General features: G+C 53.7%; 16 protein-coding genes, 1 tRNA gene and 1 pseudogene. 5 read left to right on the top strand and 13 right to left on the bottom strand.

The features are described from left to right. Window positions 1-3 precede the first annotated feature (3 nt). Window positions 4-1,074 carry an ABC transporter ATP-binding protein gene (locus ACK4HN_RS02465; RefSeq protein WP_409869390.1) on the top strand — a complete coding sequence of 357 codons (1,071 nt, stop codon included), beginning with the start codon at window positions 4-6 and terminating at the stop codon, window positions 1,072-1,074. Here the strand turns inward: ACK4HN_RS02465 and ACK4HN_RS02460 are convergent. From ACK4HN_RS02460 to ACK4HN_RS02440, 5 genes are all read right to left on the bottom strand, one after another. Further along, complete coding sequence (locus ACK4HN_RS02460; RefSeq protein WP_409869391.1) at window positions 1,071-3,272, bottom strand: transglycosylase domain-containing protein; 2,202 nt, start codon at window positions 3,270-3,272, stop codon at window positions 1,071-1,073. The two genes, ACK4HN_RS02465 and ACK4HN_RS02460, sit on opposite strands and share 4 nt — an antisense overlap. An 87-nt stretch (window positions 3,273-3,359) precedes the next feature. Beyond that, on the bottom strand, window positions 3,360-3,722 hold the full coding sequence (locus tag ACK4HN_RS02455; protein ID WP_409869392.1) for a single-stranded DNA-binding protein: 363 nt from the start codon (window positions 3,720-3,722) through the stop codon (window positions 3,360-3,362). A 138-nt stretch (window positions 3,723-3,860) separates the two neighbouring features. Beyond that, entirely contained in the window at window positions 3,861-4,364 is a 504-nt protein-coding gene (locus ACK4HN_RS02450) for a CsgG/HfaB family protein (RefSeq protein WP_409869393.1), read from the bottom strand. Continuing rightward, complete coding sequence (locus tag ACK4HN_RS02445; protein ID WP_409877206.1) at window positions 4,361-4,525, bottom strand: CsgG/HfaB family protein; 165 nt, start codon at window positions 4,523-4,525, stop codon at window positions 4,361-4,363. The genes ACK4HN_RS02450 and ACK4HN_RS02445 overlap by 4 nt, the downstream gene beginning before the upstream one ends. Beyond that, window positions 4,471-4,866 carry a hypothetical protein gene (locus tag ACK4HN_RS02440; RefSeq protein ID WP_409869410.1) on the bottom strand — a complete coding sequence of 132 codons (396 nt, stop codon included), beginning with the start codon at window positions 4,864-4,866 and terminating at the stop codon, window positions 4,471-4,473. Before ACK4HN_RS02440 ends, ACK4HN_RS02445 begins: the two co-directional genes overlap by 55 nt. A 164-nt stretch (window positions 4,867-5,030) precedes the next feature. Here ACK4HN_RS02440 and ACK4HN_RS02435 point away from each other — a divergent pair. Then, a pseudogene (locus ACK4HN_RS02435) lies at window positions 5,031-5,268 on the top strand (transposase); the annotation flags it as partial. A gap of 37 nt (window positions 5,269-5,305) precedes the next feature. On the opposite strand, the gene ACK4HN_RS02430 reads toward ACK4HN_RS02435, so the two are convergent. Together ACK4HN_RS02430 and ACK4HN_RS02425 are read right to left on the bottom strand one after the other, a co-directional pair. Continuing rightward, entirely contained in the window at window positions 5,306-5,632 is a 327-nt protein-coding gene (locus tag ACK4HN_RS02430; protein WP_409869394.1) for a 2Fe-2S iron-sulfur cluster-binding protein, read from the bottom strand. Between the two features lie 208 nt (window positions 5,633-5,840). Then, window positions 5,841-6,581, bottom strand: a complete 741-nt coding sequence (locus tag ACK4HN_RS02425) for an FHA domain-containing protein (RefSeq protein WP_409869395.1) — start codon at window positions 6,579-6,581, stop codon at window positions 5,841-5,843. 323 nt (window positions 6,582-6,904) lie between these two features. Here ACK4HN_RS02425 and ACK4HN_RS02420 point away from each other — a divergent pair, with 323 nt between their 5' ends. Continuing rightward, window positions 6,905-7,042 (top strand): hypothetical protein, encoded by a 138-nt coding sequence (locus ACK4HN_RS02420; RefSeq protein WP_409851666.1) that lies wholly within the window; start codon window positions 6,905-6,907, stop codon window positions 7,040-7,042. Here the strand turns inward: ACK4HN_RS02420 and ACK4HN_RS02415 are convergent. Beyond that, window positions 7,039-9,801, bottom strand: coding sequence for an AAA family ATPase (locus ACK4HN_RS02415; RefSeq protein WP_409869396.1), 2,763 nt, complete (start codon window positions 9,799-9,801; stop codon window positions 7,039-7,041). The genes ACK4HN_RS02420 and ACK4HN_RS02415 overlap by 4 nt on opposite strands. 322 nt (window positions 9,802-10,123) lie before the next feature. Here ACK4HN_RS02415 and ACK4HN_RS02410 point away from each other — a divergent pair, with 322 nt between their 5' ends. After that, window positions 10,124-10,483 carry a hypothetical protein gene (locus ACK4HN_RS02410; protein ID WP_409869397.1) on the top strand — a complete coding sequence of 120 codons (360 nt, stop codon included), beginning with the start codon at window positions 10,124-10,126 and terminating at the stop codon, window positions 10,481-10,483. 4 nt (window positions 10,484-10,487) lie between these two features. Here the strand turns inward: ACK4HN_RS02410 and menD are convergent, their stop codons facing one another. The 3 genes from menD to ftsH3 form a co-directional block, all read right to left on the bottom strand. Then, window positions 10,488-12,182, bottom strand: a complete 1,695-nt coding sequence (gene menD, locus ACK4HN_RS02405; protein ID WP_409869398.1) for a 2-succinyl-5-enolpyruvyl-6-hydroxy-3-cyclohexene-1-carboxylic-acid synthase — start codon at window positions 12,180-12,182, stop codon at window positions 10,488-10,490. A 110-nt stretch (window positions 12,183-12,292) separates the two neighbouring features. Then, a tRNA-Gly gene (locus ACK4HN_RS02400) sits at window positions 12,293-12,363 on the bottom strand. Between the two features lie 54 nt (window positions 12,364-12,417). Continuing rightward, window positions 12,418-14,256: an ATP-dependent zinc metalloprotease FtsH3 gene (gene ftsH3 / locus ACK4HN_RS02395; RefSeq protein WP_409869399.1), complete on the bottom strand. Its 1,839-nt coding sequence runs from the start codon at window positions 14,254-14,256 to the stop codon at window positions 12,418-12,420. A gap of 110 nt (window positions 14,257-14,366) precedes the next feature. Between ftsH3 and ACK4HN_RS02390 the strand changes: the two genes are divergently transcribed. Further along, complete coding sequence (locus ACK4HN_RS02390; RefSeq protein WP_409877192.1) at window positions 14,367-15,194, top strand: pentapeptide repeat-containing protein; 828 nt, start codon at window positions 14,367-14,369, stop codon at window positions 15,192-15,194. Here the strand turns inward: ACK4HN_RS02390 and hisB are convergent. Next, on the bottom strand, window positions 15,191-15,823 hold the full coding sequence (hisB, locus tag ACK4HN_RS02385) for an imidazoleglycerol-phosphate dehydratase HisB (RefSeq protein WP_409869401.1): 633 nt from the start codon (window positions 15,821-15,823) through the stop codon (window positions 15,191-15,193). The two genes, ACK4HN_RS02390 and hisB, sit on opposite strands and share 4 nt — an antisense overlap. A 6-nt stretch (window positions 15,824-15,829) precedes the next feature. Next, complete coding sequence (locus tag ACK4HN_RS02380; protein ID WP_409851642.1) at window positions 15,830-16,450, bottom strand: hypothetical protein; 621 nt, start codon at window positions 16,448-16,450, stop codon at window positions 15,830-15,832. Window positions 16,451-16,558: the final 108 nt, after the last annotated feature.

Below are 16,558 nucleotides of genomic sequence, written 5' to 3'. Positions count from 1 at the left end.
ATCATGACCACACTTTCCCTGATGCCAACGCTCAAAACAGCCGTTCGGGTTGAGCACTTACGTAAATTCTTTGGTCGCTTTGCTGCGATTCGTGATGTTAGCCTCTGTGTCCATGAGGGGGAAATTCTGGGGCTGTTGGGGCCTTCGGGTTGCGGTAAGACAACATTACTGCGCTTAATTGCGGGTCTAGACACGCCAGATGCTGGCGAAATTAGGGTCGGCGATCGCTGTGTGGCAGCAGCAAATGTTTTTGTGCCCCCTGAGCAGCGGTCTTTGGGCATGGTCTTTCAGGACTTTGCTTTGTTTCCCCATTTGACAGTGGCCGAGAATATTGCCTTTGGCTTGCAACAACAACGCCTCAGCAAGCAGCAAATTCAGGAGCGAGTGGCAGCAGTTTTGGCCTTGGTGCACCTAGAGGGAATGCAAAAGCGTTATCCCCATGAGTTGTCGGGAGGGCAGCAGCAGCGGGTAGCCCTAGCACGGGCGATCGCCCCTCAACCCGCCGTAATTCTCCTTGATGAACCCCTGAGTAATCTCGATGCCCAAGTGCGCTTACAACTGCGGGAGGAATTACGCACGATTCTTAAGGGTACACAGACAACAGCAATTTTTGTCACTCATGATCAGGAGGAAGCCCTAAGTCTGTCGGATCGCCTAGCAGTCATGCGCCAAGGCAAAATTGAGCAGGTGGGTACCCCCCAAGAAATTTATTGCCAGCCAGCCTCGCGATTTGTGGCGGAGTTTATTACCCAAGCCAACTTTTTGCCGGCCTGTGCGGAAGGGGCTCAGGTGCGCACGGATGTTGGCACGTTTCCCCTGTTGGAAGCTTCAGCTAGAGGGGAAGGGGAAGTAATGATCCGCGAAGAGGATCTCCAGTTGCAGCCAGACACAGAAGCCACCAGTTGCTTTGTGATTCGCGATCGCCAGTTTCTCGGTCGGGAGTATCGCTACTGTATTCAATTGCCCTGTGGCAAGGAACTCCATGCCCGTCAGCCCCTCGCGGTGGATATCCCCATTGGTACTGCTGTGAAGGTGGCGGCTGAAGCGGTGCGCTTTTTCCCAAAAGAAAACTAATCTAGGGCACGCCCCATATACTCACCCCAAAGGGCAGCAGCCAGACCACTACTGCCTTGGGTAGGGCTATTGTCGTCATTACCAAGCCAAATACCGGTCAGGACATCGGCAGTGGGCACATAGCCAATAAACCAAAGATCGCGACCATCATTTGTAGTGCCGGTCTTACCCGCGACTGCACGGCCAATAGCCGCGGCACGACCCGTTCCCCGGCTGACAACAGCGGTGAGGAGATGGGTCATTTCATTGGCGATCGCAGGGTCGAGAACCTGTTGCGGCCTTTCCTCACTTGCTGCATAGATAAGGCGACAGGTCTGCCAGTCGTTTGCACTTTTACAATCACCGCCATCGCGCACAGAGAGAATGGCATGGGGAGGAAGGCGCTTCCCCTCATTGGCGAGCACAGCAAAGGCGCCACTCATCTCAAGGAGCGTGACCTCACTCTGACCGAGAACAAGGCCGGGTACCGCTTGTAGAGGGGTAGTAATTCCCATCGCTCTTGCCAATTGAATCGTGGCTTCTAAACCAACGGTTTGGGCGAGGCGCAAAGCAATGGGGTTTTCAGAAAGGGCTAACGCTGTGGCCAAATCCATGGCACCACTCCCCCCACGACAGCCCGCGAATTGTTGCCCTTGCCAGAAAACTGGTTCACAGGAGAAGGTTTCACCGGCTGTGTGGCCTTTCAAGAGGGCTTCAGTATAGACAAACACCTTAAAGGTAGACCCCGGTTGGCGGAGTGCAAGGGTAGCACGATTAAACTGGCTTTTTTGGTAGTCCACCCCCCCCACGAGGGCCAGAATCAAACCACTACTGGGCTGGAGGGTAATCAATGCCCCTTGACTAACCCCATAGCTGCTGCCGGTGCTGCTGATGAAATTGCGTAGGCTTGCTTCCGCCAGTTCTTGCCAACGGGGGTCTAGGCCTGTTTCCACAATCAGGTTGCCCTCTTGAGCAAGACCCTCACCGAGAAGTTGAGCCAATTCTTGATAGACATGATCTGTGTAGTAGGAAAAGCGCTGCGAAGTGAGCAATTCCCGCGCCTTGGGACTAATTTCAATGCGGGAGCGGCGGGCGCGATCGCCCTCTTCTTTGCTGATGTAGCCCTGCTGCACCATGCGCAAAATGACCCGATTGCGATAATCCACCGCCGCATCGTAGTCGCGCACCGGATTAAAACGGTTGGGCGCAGGCAGAATCCCCACCAGTGTCGCCGCCTCATTGAGGGTTAGGTCTTTGGCAGGTTTATCAAAGTAGAACTGAGCCGCGTCCTCAAAACCGCGATTCCCCATGCCCAAATAGACACGGTTGAGGTAGGCCAAGAGCAACTCATCTTTGCTGTAGAAAAATTCCAACTTAAGGGCAACCGCCATTTCGCGCCACTTGCGGCCTAGGCTCTCATCCATCCCCACATGGGAACGAAAGAGGGTACGTGCGAGTTGTTGGGAGAGGGTACTCGCCCCTTCGCGTGTTTGGCGGGTTAGTAAGTTGGTCACTACCGCTCGCACCATGCCCAGAGGATCAACCCCGAAGTGCCAGTAGTAGCGCGCATCCTCAGAGGCCACCACCCCATGCACTAGGTAAGGGGAAAAGTCCTTGAGACTTTGCAGTTCTTGGTGGGGGCGATCTTCCACTGGATTGATCAATTCCCCTTGGCGATCGAGGAGAATAATCGGCCCTTGCTCAATCGGCGGCAGGGGACGCACCGCCACTTTGCTAGCTTCGGCAGTAATTAATCCTATGACAAGGCCACTGAGGCCGATCGCCCCCCAAAGGACGTAGGTGAGAGCCTGAACCCAAGGGGGGGGTGGATTGTGGAAGCGGAGGGTAACGGCGCCTTTGACCTCTGGCGGACCAAGGGTAATCACATCGCCGTGGTGCAGTTCACTGGTCTGGAGGCGCCGCCGCTTGCGATAGATACCATTGGTGGAGTCTAAGTCTTGGATTTGAAAGACGCCTGTGGGGGTGAGCCGTTTTAGGCGGGCGTGGGTGCCACTGACAATCTCTGTGTCAATAAGAATATCGGCGCGACTCTGACTACGACCAAGAATATAGCGATCGCCAACCAAGGGAAAGACTTGACGTTGGCCTTTGATCTCCACCCATAGTTCGGGCGTGCGAGCATTTTCCTTGAGGGAAACCTGCTGCCAATCAAAACGGGAGTGGACCGTTTGCACCGCTTGGGTGACGGTCTGAGTCATAGACTGCCAAAAATCTCGGGCAGGATTGGGCATGGCAGCAGCGATAGGGACAATGGTATTGGACGCACTGGTAACCAGATTGTATCCCTACATTTCTGGCACATAGCCCGCTGGCACGGCACTCGGATCCGTATCCCGCTTGGAACTAAGGATATCCATGCGCTCAACCAAAATGACTGGTGAGGAGCGATCGACGCCCGTGTTGCGGTCTTGCCAGCGATCAAACTTCAGACTGCCCTTGATACCCAACAGCGCCCCTTTGCGCACATAATCAGCAGCCACCTGAGCCGTTTTGCCCCAAATTTCCAAGTTAAACCAATCGGGTTGATCATCCTTAGTCGGACGATTCACTGCCAACGTCAGCCGACACTTTACACTCCCCGACTCAAAATAACGCACCTCGGGATCACTGCCGACACGACCCACTAGATGAACCACGTTTAGACTCATGACCGACTGCCTCAGATTGCGCTTCGCTTGATTGTATATTGTTTAATTCTACTTCCTTAAAGCAAGAGGAGTATCCATATAGTTTCTCTCTGAGTGGATTGCAACCCACTGTTCTCGGGGCTAATTCGGGGTTTGTAGCTAGTTTGATACAGGTTTTGCGCGATCGCCCACCTTGAGACCTTGACCACTCAAGACCCGACCAACCGCAGAAACATCATCCACTTCTGTGATTTGAACTCGACCGATGGGCTGAGTATCCAAGCGCAACGTCCTACCAGTCGTTGGAGCTTTGATCTCCTTGAGCACCCGTTCAATCGAGAAGAACATCCCCGGCCGCAAGCCATCTCTACTCCCTTTATTCAGGATCACTCGTCCTGCGGAGACATCGGCCACCACAGCCACAACATTGGGAAGCACCGGTGCAAGGGCAGCCAAGGTAGGTTCTAGCCGAACAATTCCCTCAACCAGTTCGTTCACCGCTTGCTCAGCCGCTGCTGATAGGAGTGGATCAGCCGCCTCACCAAAACTGCTTGCCCCCGTTCCCAAAACACTCGCACCACCGATCTTCTTCTCCGCGCTTCCTCGTCCTTCAGTAGCCGCTAAAATTTCGCCAGTGGTAGTGTTCACAATCCGAGCGGTCAACTGTACATTGGCTTTCTGGCGGCGATTGTCAACACTAATGCCAAAAAGCCAACGTTGACGTCCGATCCTGATCGCTCCAAATTGAACTGAGTAATTGAGCCAATAATCACCGCATCCGCTCCCAGCAGTCGGCCAATTTGTGCTGCCGTTGAAGGATCAATCCGTCCCGAAGCTCCAAGGTTTTGCTCAGCGAGAATTTGGTTGATTCGACTGCGCTCGACCAATGCTCGACCAATGTCAATCTTCCTGTTTGAGCAAGGCGATTCGTCAGCAACTCACTCACTCCCTTGGCGGGGCCAGCCTCACCATAGAGCCACAAACCTGTCAGCCCTGTACTGGCGAACTCAAAATCCAACACCGCAATTCGTTTTTTAGTCTGGGGTTGGATCTGGGCAATCTGTATAGTTTCGGCAGTTGCTTGTGGCAGCACCACAAAAGGCAGGACACTAAGGAGGCCAAACCCCACAACCCCCAGAACCATCTTCATTGATTTGCGACTCATAAACCTGTAAGCTGACATTTTTATTCGTCAGCGATAGCAGAGTTTCTCTGCATCTTTTTCCTGATGTTCTTACTCTTATTGGACTGACGAGAGCGGGTTGGCAAGGGGGCAAAATCAGTGAAGCGACTCAACTCTTTCACGTCAGTCGCGCCACTATCCATCGCTGGCTGAGTCAATACTGTTTGCCGGGGTTAGAGAAACGTGCATTGTTGATTATAGATAATGCACCAATTCATCCGAAAGGAGCGATTCAGGCAGTGGTCAAAGCAGCGGGTTACGAGGTGTTACTCTCCTGATTTGAATCTGATTGAGCACGACTTTAGTGCGCTGAAGCAAGCGCGGATGTATGCAGGGTCAACCAGTTCGATTGATGAGGTGATTCGCAACTGTTGTGCTGGATAATGTCTCATTCTTTATTGGAATAGCTATAACTAAAAGATTAAGTCAAATTTAGTAGGTTATCTTCTTCGTGGGTTGAGATCACACAATCGGATGTGGGATAGGCCGCACACAGCAGCACAAATCCAGCTTCCAACTCCTTGGGTTTCAAAAAGGAGTGATCCGACTGATCCACCGTGCCTTTGATGATCCGACCGGCACAGTTGACGCAGGCACCCGCTCGGCAGGAATAGGGCAGAGCGATGCCTTGGGCTTCGGCAGCATCAAGAATGTACTCGTCGGCATGAACGCGAATGGTTTTATTCAGCCCTTTTGCTTCGTTAACGAGTGTTACATTATAAACTTTGCTATGATCCCGCTTTGTCATTCAAGTTCTCCTAAAACTTGCTTTTGAAATGCTTGTATGTTTGTCTGCTTAACTGATCACTTTAGAGCGATCGCAACGCCACAGGCAGTTGTAGAACGCATTCCATCGTTGATTTTATTTTAGCAAAGGGACGCAGGGGAGCAACTGTTATACGGGATTGTTTATACTTTGAAACTATTTATTAAAGCGATGAAGGATCTCGGTTGAGCTAGTTGCGGGTTTGGGTGGCAGGTGGCGTACCCCGGGGTTGACTGGGGGAGAAACCCGATCGCCAGACGGCTCCTGCGATAATGGCAACAACCACAAGGGCGATCGCCCCTAGACCCACGAGACTAGGTTTTGAGCCTTGGCTCTCTTTTTCATGAACTGTTTCTTTGTTGTTCCCCTGCGGCTTGCTGTCGCGCTCACCAGCCAAGGTATCTTTTGCTGGTTCGGATTCAGGGTGTAACTGGGTGACGCCCGCTACCACCAATTCACGCTCAGGGGTTCGCCGCAGTTCACCGCTCATCTCCATGCCCACAAGGGTTTCCTTGGCACCCCGCAGATCGGATTTGATGCTTTGGAAAGCAATGGATTGTAAATATTGGCTAAACTCGGTATCCGCCATTGAGAGCATGAGGTAGGAAGCCTTGGCTTTACGACCAAAGAGAATCACATCGCCGTGCTGCAGTTCATGGCTACTGATGCGCTTGCCATTGACAAAGGTGCCGTTGGTGCTGGGCTTACCATTGGCATTGCCATCCACAAGGCGGTAGCGGTAGCTGGTGGTGCCGGGGACAGGTACCCGCAGGAGAATGGCGTGCTGGCGGGAAACCGTTTCAAAATCAATAACAATGGCATTACTCTCATCGCGCCCAAGGGAATAGGCCGCTGCCTCAAGGGCGATCGCCCGCCGTCCACCAACGGTATTCAAAATCAAGACGTGACGTTCCTGTTGCAGGCTATTCATTATGTCTATCCCCCGTGTTTCAACAGCCCTCACGAAATCATCCCCTCTGCCAATCTGAATGCTGCCTGCCTTCATCTTGAGTTAGGGCAGGAGCAACGTTACAAAACGTGACACTTCAACAAGTGGTCTAGGTTGTGTGCTTACTTCTACCTTTGCCTGTTTTCTTTGAGGTTGCTGTGATATTGATCACATTTAAGGGGCTTTTTAGTTTTTAGGAGCTGCTACAAATCGTAACAAGTCGTTATCCTTAACCCTGCCGCCAGAAAAGCAGCCTAAAATTAATTTGGTTACTGTGGATTCAATGGTGCTTGGAGTTGATTCCTATGGCCACGGAGTTTAATCGCGGCATTATGAAGTTTGATGATGCTGATAGCCCCGCAATGATCGCGATTTCTGCCGTTTTGATTCTTGGCTTCATTGCAGCGTTGATTTGGTGGGCACTTCACACGGCCTACGCCTAAGGGCGCGATCGCTCCAGATGGATCGTGTGCTCGGTGAGGGCTTCAAAGGTTTCATCGTGGCTAATGACAAAGAGTTGATGAAAACTTCTGAGGTTGCTCAGGCTCTCAGCCAGTTGTTGGCGGCGCATCTGATCCATATTGGTGGTCGGCTCATCAAAAAAGGCAATGTCGGTGTTCACGAGGACCCGCAGTAGGGCAAGGCGCACCGCAAGGGCAGCACACATTTGCTCCCCGCCAGAAAGGCTTTTGAAGGGCCGCCAGTAGCCGCCTTCATTCACCTTGATCTCGTAATCGGATGTCCATTGCAGGGCAACATCGGGTCGGTTGAGGAGTTCCCGCAGCAGGCAATCGGCTTCAGCGGAAATAGTGTGTAGATAGACTTCACTGACGCGCGGACCACTGTTTCTGAAAATGTTGCGGGCAGTCTCAATCAGAGAAGCGCGTTTTCGAGCTGCTTTGAGCTGCTGCAGGGTCTTGTCCTTTTCAACAGCCACTTCATCAAGGCGCTGAAGGGTGGCAAGGCAGTGTTGATACTGCCTTTCCTTTTCGGGAATTGCCCCCAGCAGTCGCTGATACTCGCGGTCTAGGCTTTCGTAGCGATCGCGCAGGGCTTTCAGAGCAGCTAAATCCACCCCCTGCTCTTGGGCTTTGTACTCTGCTTGGGCTTTGGCCAGGTCAGCTTGCAACTTTTGGGCGTCTTGGGTCGCCGTTCGCAGGGCAGCTTCGTAGCTCTCTACTTGGGCGGCCTGCTGTTGGTGTTGGAGATAGGTGTCATAGCTGGGGCGTAGGCGAGCGAGTTCATCGCTAAGCTGTTGCCGCTGTTCTTCGAGGGTGGTGTAGTGTTGGCGCTGTTCATACAGAGGGGTAAGGCGAGCTTCTAGGCTGGCCTGTTCGCTAGACAAGCGCGCGTAGTCCGCTTCCAATTGGGGGGCTGCCGCCTGCTGTTCCAGTAACAGTTGCCGTTGGGCATGGGGTTGACCAAGGTCGGCTCGTTCTTGACGTAATTTTTGCAGGCGGCGTTCGAGAGTCGTCAGTTCTTGGCTGAGGGGTTCTAAGGCTTGCTGGCGATCGCCCAACTGCCTCAGCTCTACTTCTAGACGGTCGCGTTCCTTCTCAAGGGCGTGAGCTTGCAAGAGGGATCGCTCTGCGGCGGCAGCTAAGGCAATATCGGCTTCTAACTGTTCCAAGGTGCGACTAAGGGCAGGAATGGCTGCAGGATCGCTAAGGGTTTGGCGCAGCGCCATGAGTTGGTCCAAAAGCCAGTGGTAGTTGTCCTGCAACTGCTGAAGTGCCCCTAGCCCCCGTTCAATCGCCATGGCCACCAAGGAAAATTGCTGAGCAGCCCTCAGATCCGCTAGAGCCACTGTGACGAGGGCATCGGTTTCCGCCGCTTGAGTTTGCGCCGTGTGGAGAATGGGATCAAGGGTGGCGGCAAAGGCATGGGCGGCGGTGGCGTGGCTGAGTTGGGCTTGCAGGCGCTCGCGTTCTGCCTGTTTGGCACTCAAGGTGGCAGCCAAGGGACGCTGTTGCTCTAGGGCTTGCACCTGTTGAGCAATTTCCTCTAAGCGGGCTTGCAGGGCTGCTGCCTGTTCCTTGAGGTGGCGCAGTTCTTGATCCGCCTGCTGGGCTTGCTGGTAGCGCGCCTCAAGGGGGGCAATTTGGGCATCGAGGGCATCAGCGGCGGCAATTTGGGGTTCAAGGGCTGCGAGTTGGCTGGCAATGGTGGCGATCGCTTGGCGTTGGCTTTCAATCCTGGCCAGTTGGGTGGCGATTTGCTGTTGCTGCTGCTCTAGTCTTTGAATTTCTTGTTCAAGGGCACTGCAGCGCCGCAGTTGCTGCTCTAGGTCTTGATAGCGAGCCTCCTGTTGGCGGTAGGCATCATAATCCGCTTGTAGTCGCTGACACTGGGCTTGACTTTGGCGGGCAGCGCTCAACTGGCGTTGGCGATCGCGACACAATTCCTCCTGCTGCCGCAGTTGGGCTGCAAGCCGTTGGCAGGTTTGCGCAAGATAGTTTAGTGTTTCAACGGCAGCTTCGTATTGCTGTTTTTCAGCGGCCAAGGCCTGACATTGTTGTTGTAATGCCTCACACTGCTGGCGATCGCGCTCTAGTTCTGCTGCTAGGGCTGTCGCCTGTTCCGCGTACTGAACTCGCGTTGCCAGTTCCTGTTCTTGCAGCGCCAACCGCTGCTCCAGTGCCGTCACCTGCTCGTAGCTAAAATTTAGCAAGCTCAGGGCATTGTCAAAGGCTTGACGGTAATCGCTTACCTGCAAAATTGGTTCGAAGATTTGGCGCCGCTGCGCGGGTGGCCTGAGAAAATCTGCCGTGATCATTCCTTGGGGAATGCCGATAATTTGCTCAAAAACCTCCTTGAGGGGCAAAGCACTGCGCAGACCCAGATGCTCGCGTAACCAAGCTTGAACATCTTCCCGCAAGGAAAGACCGAGATTACCCAGTTGGGGATCATAGATTGAGTAACCGCTTTGGGTATTGCGCCGCACTATATAGGAGCGACCATCCATTGCCGAAATAAACTGGACACTCGCTTCGGCATACTGACTTCCCTTGCGAATAATGGCTCTATTAAACCCGCTGCCATAGCCCGATGTGGCATCGAAAAGCACCCAAGCAATGGCCTCAAAAATACTAGTTTTGCCAGCACCATTTTCACCGCAGATGACGTTGACCCCGGGCAGAAACTCAAAGGTACGCTCCCGATGAATCTTAAAGTTTTTTAGAGTCAGTCGCTGAATTTCCACGCCCTCTCTCCAAGAATGCCTTCTGCTTTTACAAAAATTTACTCGGGCTTAAGTCTTGTTGAAAAAGTGGCCATTGACCAATGACTTTTTTTAGTCTGGAGTTATAGCCATCTCCCTGTTTCCTGAGTCGGTATCAACCAATTAGCCAAGCTGAATTCATTAGTGTAGGCTCTTGAAACTGGGTAGCTTAAGGTTGGGGGAAGTGCGTACTTTATTCAAGCGTACCTTTGGTGCCGAGGGTTGATAATGTCTGACACTATTATCTTGCCCAAAGGCAGTTGAGTCGACAACTACAGCATTTCACCGCGAGAGGATTAAACCCGTGGACTTATTACACAAGCAGATTCTGGTTCTGAGTAACAAAATTGATGCCCTATACCAGATCGTTGAACAACTCAACCAAAAGGTTTCTAAGGCCTTGGAGGAAGGGCGGCTCAAGCCTCTGCCGGCAACCCCTGCCGAACAAAATCCTCTGCCAACACCTCGTCCTTTGGTGAGTGCCCCAGAGCACAAGGATATTCTTTTGGATGATGATTATAGTCAGGTGCGCAACCTCAGTGGCGATCGCCCCCTGAGTCCAGAGATTCAAATTCAACGGCTGACAGCTCAGCTCACCGCCGCCTATAACCAGATTGCGGCCCTTGAGGAGCGGTTGCTTTCCCACCATAGCCATAGCCACTGAAGGCCTAAAGCTTAGCTCCCAGACGAGCAAGAACCTGCTGTCGCCATTGGGCATTTTGGTGGCGATCGCTCCTAAATTCTAAAAGGCGTATCTTGGGCCAAGGGGTCTGGCGAAGCTGTGCCTCGACATCAGCCCAGTCCTTAAAACAGTGATAGGGAATGCCGTAGGCCGCGGCAAGATAACGAAACTCCACCTGCTGCGGCGTGGCAAAGAAGGCCTCAAAGGGAGGATCAAACTGGCGAATCGGTAAATGCTCAAAAATACCGCCCCCCTGGTTATTGATTAGCAGGACGGTAAGACAGCCTTGGAACTGGGGCGTAATCAGCCAGCCATTGGTATCGTGCAAGCAGGCGAGATCGCCAGTAATCAAAAGGGTTGGTTGACCGCGATGCGCCACCCCTAGGGCGCTGGAGAGGGTTCCATCAATGCCGTTGGCACCGCGATTAAAGTAAAAGCGATGGGGGCGATCGCTAGGGTGCCACACACTCTCGACATCCCGCACGGGCAGACTACTGGCCACGAAAATCGCGGTTTGCGGCGGCAGCCACTGCGGCAGATGGTAAATCAGTTTCGCCTCGCAGAACCAGTCAATCGTCTCAAAGGTCTGCTTCAGTTGCGCATGGAGCCGTTGATCATAGTTTTGCCAGTCCTTGAGGTAGGGGTTGGGGGGCAGGGGGTCGGCGGGGCAGTCTATTGCTTGGGGGGCGATCGCCAGCGTCTGACAGCGGCCATGGAGGGGATTGTTGTTATCACCCGTAGGCTCAAGGCACCAAATCAGGGGATTGCAGGCACTTAGCCACTCCCGCAGGGCTTTACTTGTGGGCAAGGGGCCAAGTTGAATCACGGCTTGAGGGCGCAGGTATTTCTGCAGGGGGGCATCTCGCAGCAGCAGATCGTAGTGGGCAATACTGTTGGGCAGCCCCCGCGCCGCGGAAAGGGCATCGGCAAGCACCGGCCACTGCAGAAAGTGACTCAGGCGATCAATTGCAGCAGCTTCCGCCTGTGCATCTACCCCATGACTAGGCCCTGCAATAATCAGCCCCCGTTGGATTTGTTGCCATTGCTGCCAAGGAAGAGGCAGAACCCCACGAGGCGGCACAAAGGGCTGCACCTGCTCAAAGAAGTTTTCAGGAAGTGTCCCATGAAAATTTGCCTCAGAACGCAGGTCGAGGGGATCTCGCAGGGGAAGATTCAAATGCACCGGTCCCGGATCCGGCCAGAGGGAAGCTTGCCAACTATGGCAGAGGGTTTGCCGCAGGTAGGGAAGCAAAGCAAGTTGCGGCAGGCTTAACTCGCGATACTGGCGCACCGCATGACCATAGAGATGCACCTGATCAATGGCCTGCCCCGCTTGGCAAAAGCGCAGTTCCGGCGGGCGATCGGCAGTCAGCACAATTAACGGCAAATGACTGAGGCTGGCCTCAATAATGGCAGGGTGGAAATTGGCAGCCGCAGTGCCGGAAGTACAGACAAGGGCAACGGGTCGTCCCTGTTGTTGGACAAGGCCAAGGGCAAAGAAGGCTGCCGAGCGCTCGTCAAGAATCGGCACAGCTTCAAGATGGGGATGGGCAGCCGCTGCGATCGCCAGCGGTCCAGAACGCGATCCTGGACAGACAACCACCGTCCGTAGCCCAAGGCGGTAGAGGGTTTCAAACAGCACACTGGCCCAGAGGACATTCAGATTTTTAGTGAGAATCATCCATCAATGCGCCAATCTTGAAAATTAGAGTCAGCCTAGGGGGGACTAACCAGTATGACACACCTGCCGCAGGGAAACTTTACAGGCAACCTGAACAGGCTTAGGTTTGAAGCGGGCAGTCGGAATCGAACCGACAACTTTAGCTTGGAAGGCTAAGGTTTTACCATTAAACTATGCCCGCATTCCCAAGGATTACTAGATTAGCACGACCTTGGGGCGATCGCAAAGGACAAGCTTAGGGAAGAGTTGCCATCTTCACATCATTGCGATCTAGGATGCTTTGGAGTTCCTCAGCATCAATCGTTTCTTTTTCAATCAGCACTTGGGCAATTTGGTCAAGGACATGGCGGTTGTTCACCAGTACCTCTTTGGCGCGGCGATAGGCTTGCTCGACAAGATTGCGCACTTCGTCATCAATGGTGGCTGCCGTTTCCTCAGAAAAGTCCCGCTCCGCCATAATGTCGCGGCCAAGGAAGATATTGCCCGTCTGCCGCCCCAAGGCCACAGGCCCCAAGCGATCGCTCATGCCAAAGCGAGTAACCATTTGCCGTGCCACCCGTGCCACCTGTTGCAGATCATTTGAAGCCCCTGTGGTCACCTCATCTTCGCCAAAGACAAGTTCCTCAGCAATGCGACCACCAAGGGCAACCGCCATTTGGTTCTGCAGATAGGCCCGGCTATAAAGACCCGAATCCATCTGATCTTCATTGGGGGTAAACCACGTGAGACCACCCGCCCGTCCACGGGGAATGATGCTCACTTTTTGGACGGGATCATAGTCGGGCATCAGGGCACCCACAAGGGCATGACCCGCCTCATGGTAGGCCACCAATTTCTTGCGGCGATCGCTCATGACACGGTCTTTTTTCTCAGGGCCAGCGAGGACGCGATCAATCGCATCGTTAATCTCATCCATGGAGATTTCGGTGAGATTGCGGCGAGCTGCGAGAATGGCCGCTTCATTGAGCAGGTTCGCGAGATCCGCACCCGTAAAGCCGGGGGTACGGCGTGCAATTTTATCGAGATCTACATCCTTAGCAAGGGTTTTGCCACGTGCATGGACTTTGAGAATGTCGAGGCGACCCTTATAGTCTGGGCGATCCACCACCACTTGACGGTCAAAACGGCCAGGACGCAACAGGGCCGCATCCAACACATCTGGACGGTTCGTCGCGGCAATAATAATGATGCCGGTATTGCCCTCAAAGCCATCCATTTCCGTCAAGAGTTGGTTGAGGGTTTGCTCCCGTTCATCGTTGCCACCCCCCAGACCGGCACCACGCTGGCGACCGACGGCGTCAATCTCATCAATGAAAACAATACAGGGGGCATTGGCTTTGGCTTGCTCAAAGAGATCCCGCACCCGTGAAGCGCCGACCCCCACAAACATCTCCACAAACTCGGAACCGGAAATGGAAAAGAAGGGAACGCCGGCTTCCCCCGCTACGGCCCGCGCAAGCAAGGTTTTACCCGTGCCGGGAGGCCCCACAAGGAGAACCCCCTTGGGAATTTTGGCGCCCACTTCGGTAAAGCGATCGGCATACTTAAGGAATTCCACCACTTCCCCCAGCTCTAGCTTGGCCTGATCAATTCCCGCCACATCATTAAAGGTCACTTGGGTTTGGGGTTCCATCTGTACCCGTGCCCGTGACTTGCCGAAATTCATGGCTTGGTTGCCGGGACCCGCTTGCGCACGCCGCAGTAGGAAAAAGAGTAGGACTAACAGACCAATGGGAACCACTAGGCTGCTCAGGGCACGGAACCAGAAGCCATCATTGCTTTGGGGCAAAACAGCGATGTCAACGTTATTGTTGATGAGAATGTCGAGGAGTTCAGGGTCATTGGGCAGGTTGACCAGTACCCGCGTGCCATCTTGGGTAATGGCTTGAGCTTGCGAGCGGTCTGGGGTGAGACTGACTTTGGTGATTTGCTTACTTTCGACCTGTTGGATGAACTCACTGTAGGGCCAGGTTTGCTTCGTCGTGGGTTGGCGATCAAAGAAGGCCGTGGCCAAGGCCAGCACCACAATTGCTAGAAGAACGTATAAGCCTGCATTTCGCCATTGTTTATTCACCGATCGCCATCCTCCGCTAGGAAACGTGAAAAGTCTTTACATAAGTTCATACTAACGCATTCTTTCGCAACCCTAGGGGCGCAGTCCCGTGGTTAAGATCGTCAATATCCATGATAAGCCATCAGAAAATGCTCGATTTGGACACCTGCTACCGGATACTAGAGTTGGAGCCGGGAGCCACCCTAGAGGAAGTGAACCGCGCTTATCGGGATTTGGTGTTTATTTGGCATCCCGATCGCATTCCCAAAGACAACACAAGGCTGATCGAGAAGGCCCAAGAGAAAATTAAGCAATTTAATGAAGCGCGGGATCAACTGCGGCAGCATATTACCCGACACGGCAGCCAAACCTCCCAGCGGGCAACGAGCCAGCAGCAAACCTATCGTTCCTCACCCCCGCCCCCACGCTATCAATCCAATTCCTATACCTATCGCAGCTATCATGCGCCCCGTGAGCAGCAGCAAACCAGCGGGCATACCTATGGCCAACATCACAACCCCGCCTACGGCAGCTATCAACGCCAACGTACGGCTGCCCCACCGCCCCCAGAGCCACCGCGCACGACGCCGCCCCATAAGGATATGTCAGGGGTCAATTTACAGGGGGCCAACCTGAGCGAAAAGGACTTTGAAGGGCGCAACCTCAGCCATGCCAATCTCAGCTATGCCGATCTCAGTGATGCCTTTTTGCATCGGGTGATTCTCCACCGTGCCAACCTACGCCATGCCAATCTCTTTCGTGCCAATTTGCTGCAAGCAGATCTCAGTTATGCTGACCTGCAGGAGGCCAATTTGATTGGGGCTGACTTGAGTGGTGCGGATCTGCGGGGTGCCGATCTCCGCGGAGCCAAGATGAGCCAAGGGAATCGCCTACTGGTTAAATTGACGGGAGCCCGCCTCACGGGCGCCATTATGCCGGATGGCCATGTCCATGTCTAGGCTTGAATTACTCCCTTGGAGCTGGGCACCTGCTGACTGCGGCGCGGGTCAAGGGTGATCGCCATGCGGAGGGCACGGGCAAAGGCTTTGAAGGTGGCCTCAATAATGTGGTGGGAGTTAAGGCCGTCCAATTGGCGAATGTGTAGTGTCATGCGGCTATGGTTCACTAGGGCAACAAAAAACTCCCGCACTAGTTGCGTATCATAGGTACCCACCCGTTGCGTGGGAATCTGTAATCCATAGCTGAGGTGGGAGCGTCCCGAAATGTCTAGGGCCACTTCCACAAGGCTTTCATCGAGGGGTGCAACGCAGTGACCAAAACGATGAATCCCACGGCGATCGCCCAAAGCCTGGTCCAAGGCCATCCCCAAGGTAATGCCCACATCCTCATTGGTGTGGTGGTCGTCAATATGGGTATCGCCGCTGGCCTGCACTCGCAAATCCACAAGACCGTGGGCACAAAGCTGATCCAGCATGTGATCGAGAAAGGGAATCCCCGTGTGATTGTCGGCTAGGCCACAACCGTCAAGGGTGAGGGCAACGTGAACTTGGGTTTCTTTGGTCTGGCGATCAACGGTAGCTTGGCGCAATAGAGGCGCATGGCCATTACTGAGGAGAGAGTCATTCATACAAAGTTACTGACGAGGTTGGGGATTGGCAGAGGTGGCTGGCGGTGGACTCGGTGCAGGCGTTGCGGAAGGAATTGCCCCCGTACGCGGAAAGGGCACATCCACAAAACCTAATTCTAGCAATTGCTGATAGGCCTTTTGCCCCAGTTCACGGGTGGGGTTTTGGCTGCGGATAATTTCCACCAAAAGGGGCACTGCCAGTTCGGGTTGATTATTGGCGCGATAGACCAAGGCCAGTTGAAAAGTCGCTTGATCTCGCAGTTGTGCTGCCTCTAGGGCGCGGCGACGGTGGCTATCGGCAGCCGCAGTATCAATGCCCAAAAAACTAGAGTTCAGGGACTGGTAAAAGTTCGAGAGTTGGTTCATCACCGTACGAGCTTCCAATAGCTTGCGAGCGGCGACAGCATAATTTTGGCTATTAACTGCAGCAGCAGCCTCATCCATCAAGCGCTTGCCCCCTTCAAGGGTATAAATGGAAGAGCTGGGTGGAGGGGTGGGATTGACAATCTGGACATTGGGGCTAGCAGACTGATTTTGAGCAAACACTGCCCGCGGGAGTACCCCCAGCAGGAATACCCCAAGGATCAGGGATGATCTTGACCAGTGAGCAAATGTATTCAGGGGCATGGTGCGAAGCCTTTACTAAGATAGAGGCAGTCAAGCGGACAAATAACATGGCGTATCTTACCACCAAGTACCACCAAGTAATGACAGCCCGTGCAGGATCATAAGTTC

The sequence above is a fragment of the Thermosynechococcus sp. genome (genome assembly GCF_046299655.1).
Lineage (GTDB): Bacteria > Cyanobacteriota > Cyanobacteriia > Thermosynechococcales > Thermosynechococcaceae > Thermosynechococcus.
This window is presented reverse-complemented; position numbering and strand designations above follow the sequence as displayed.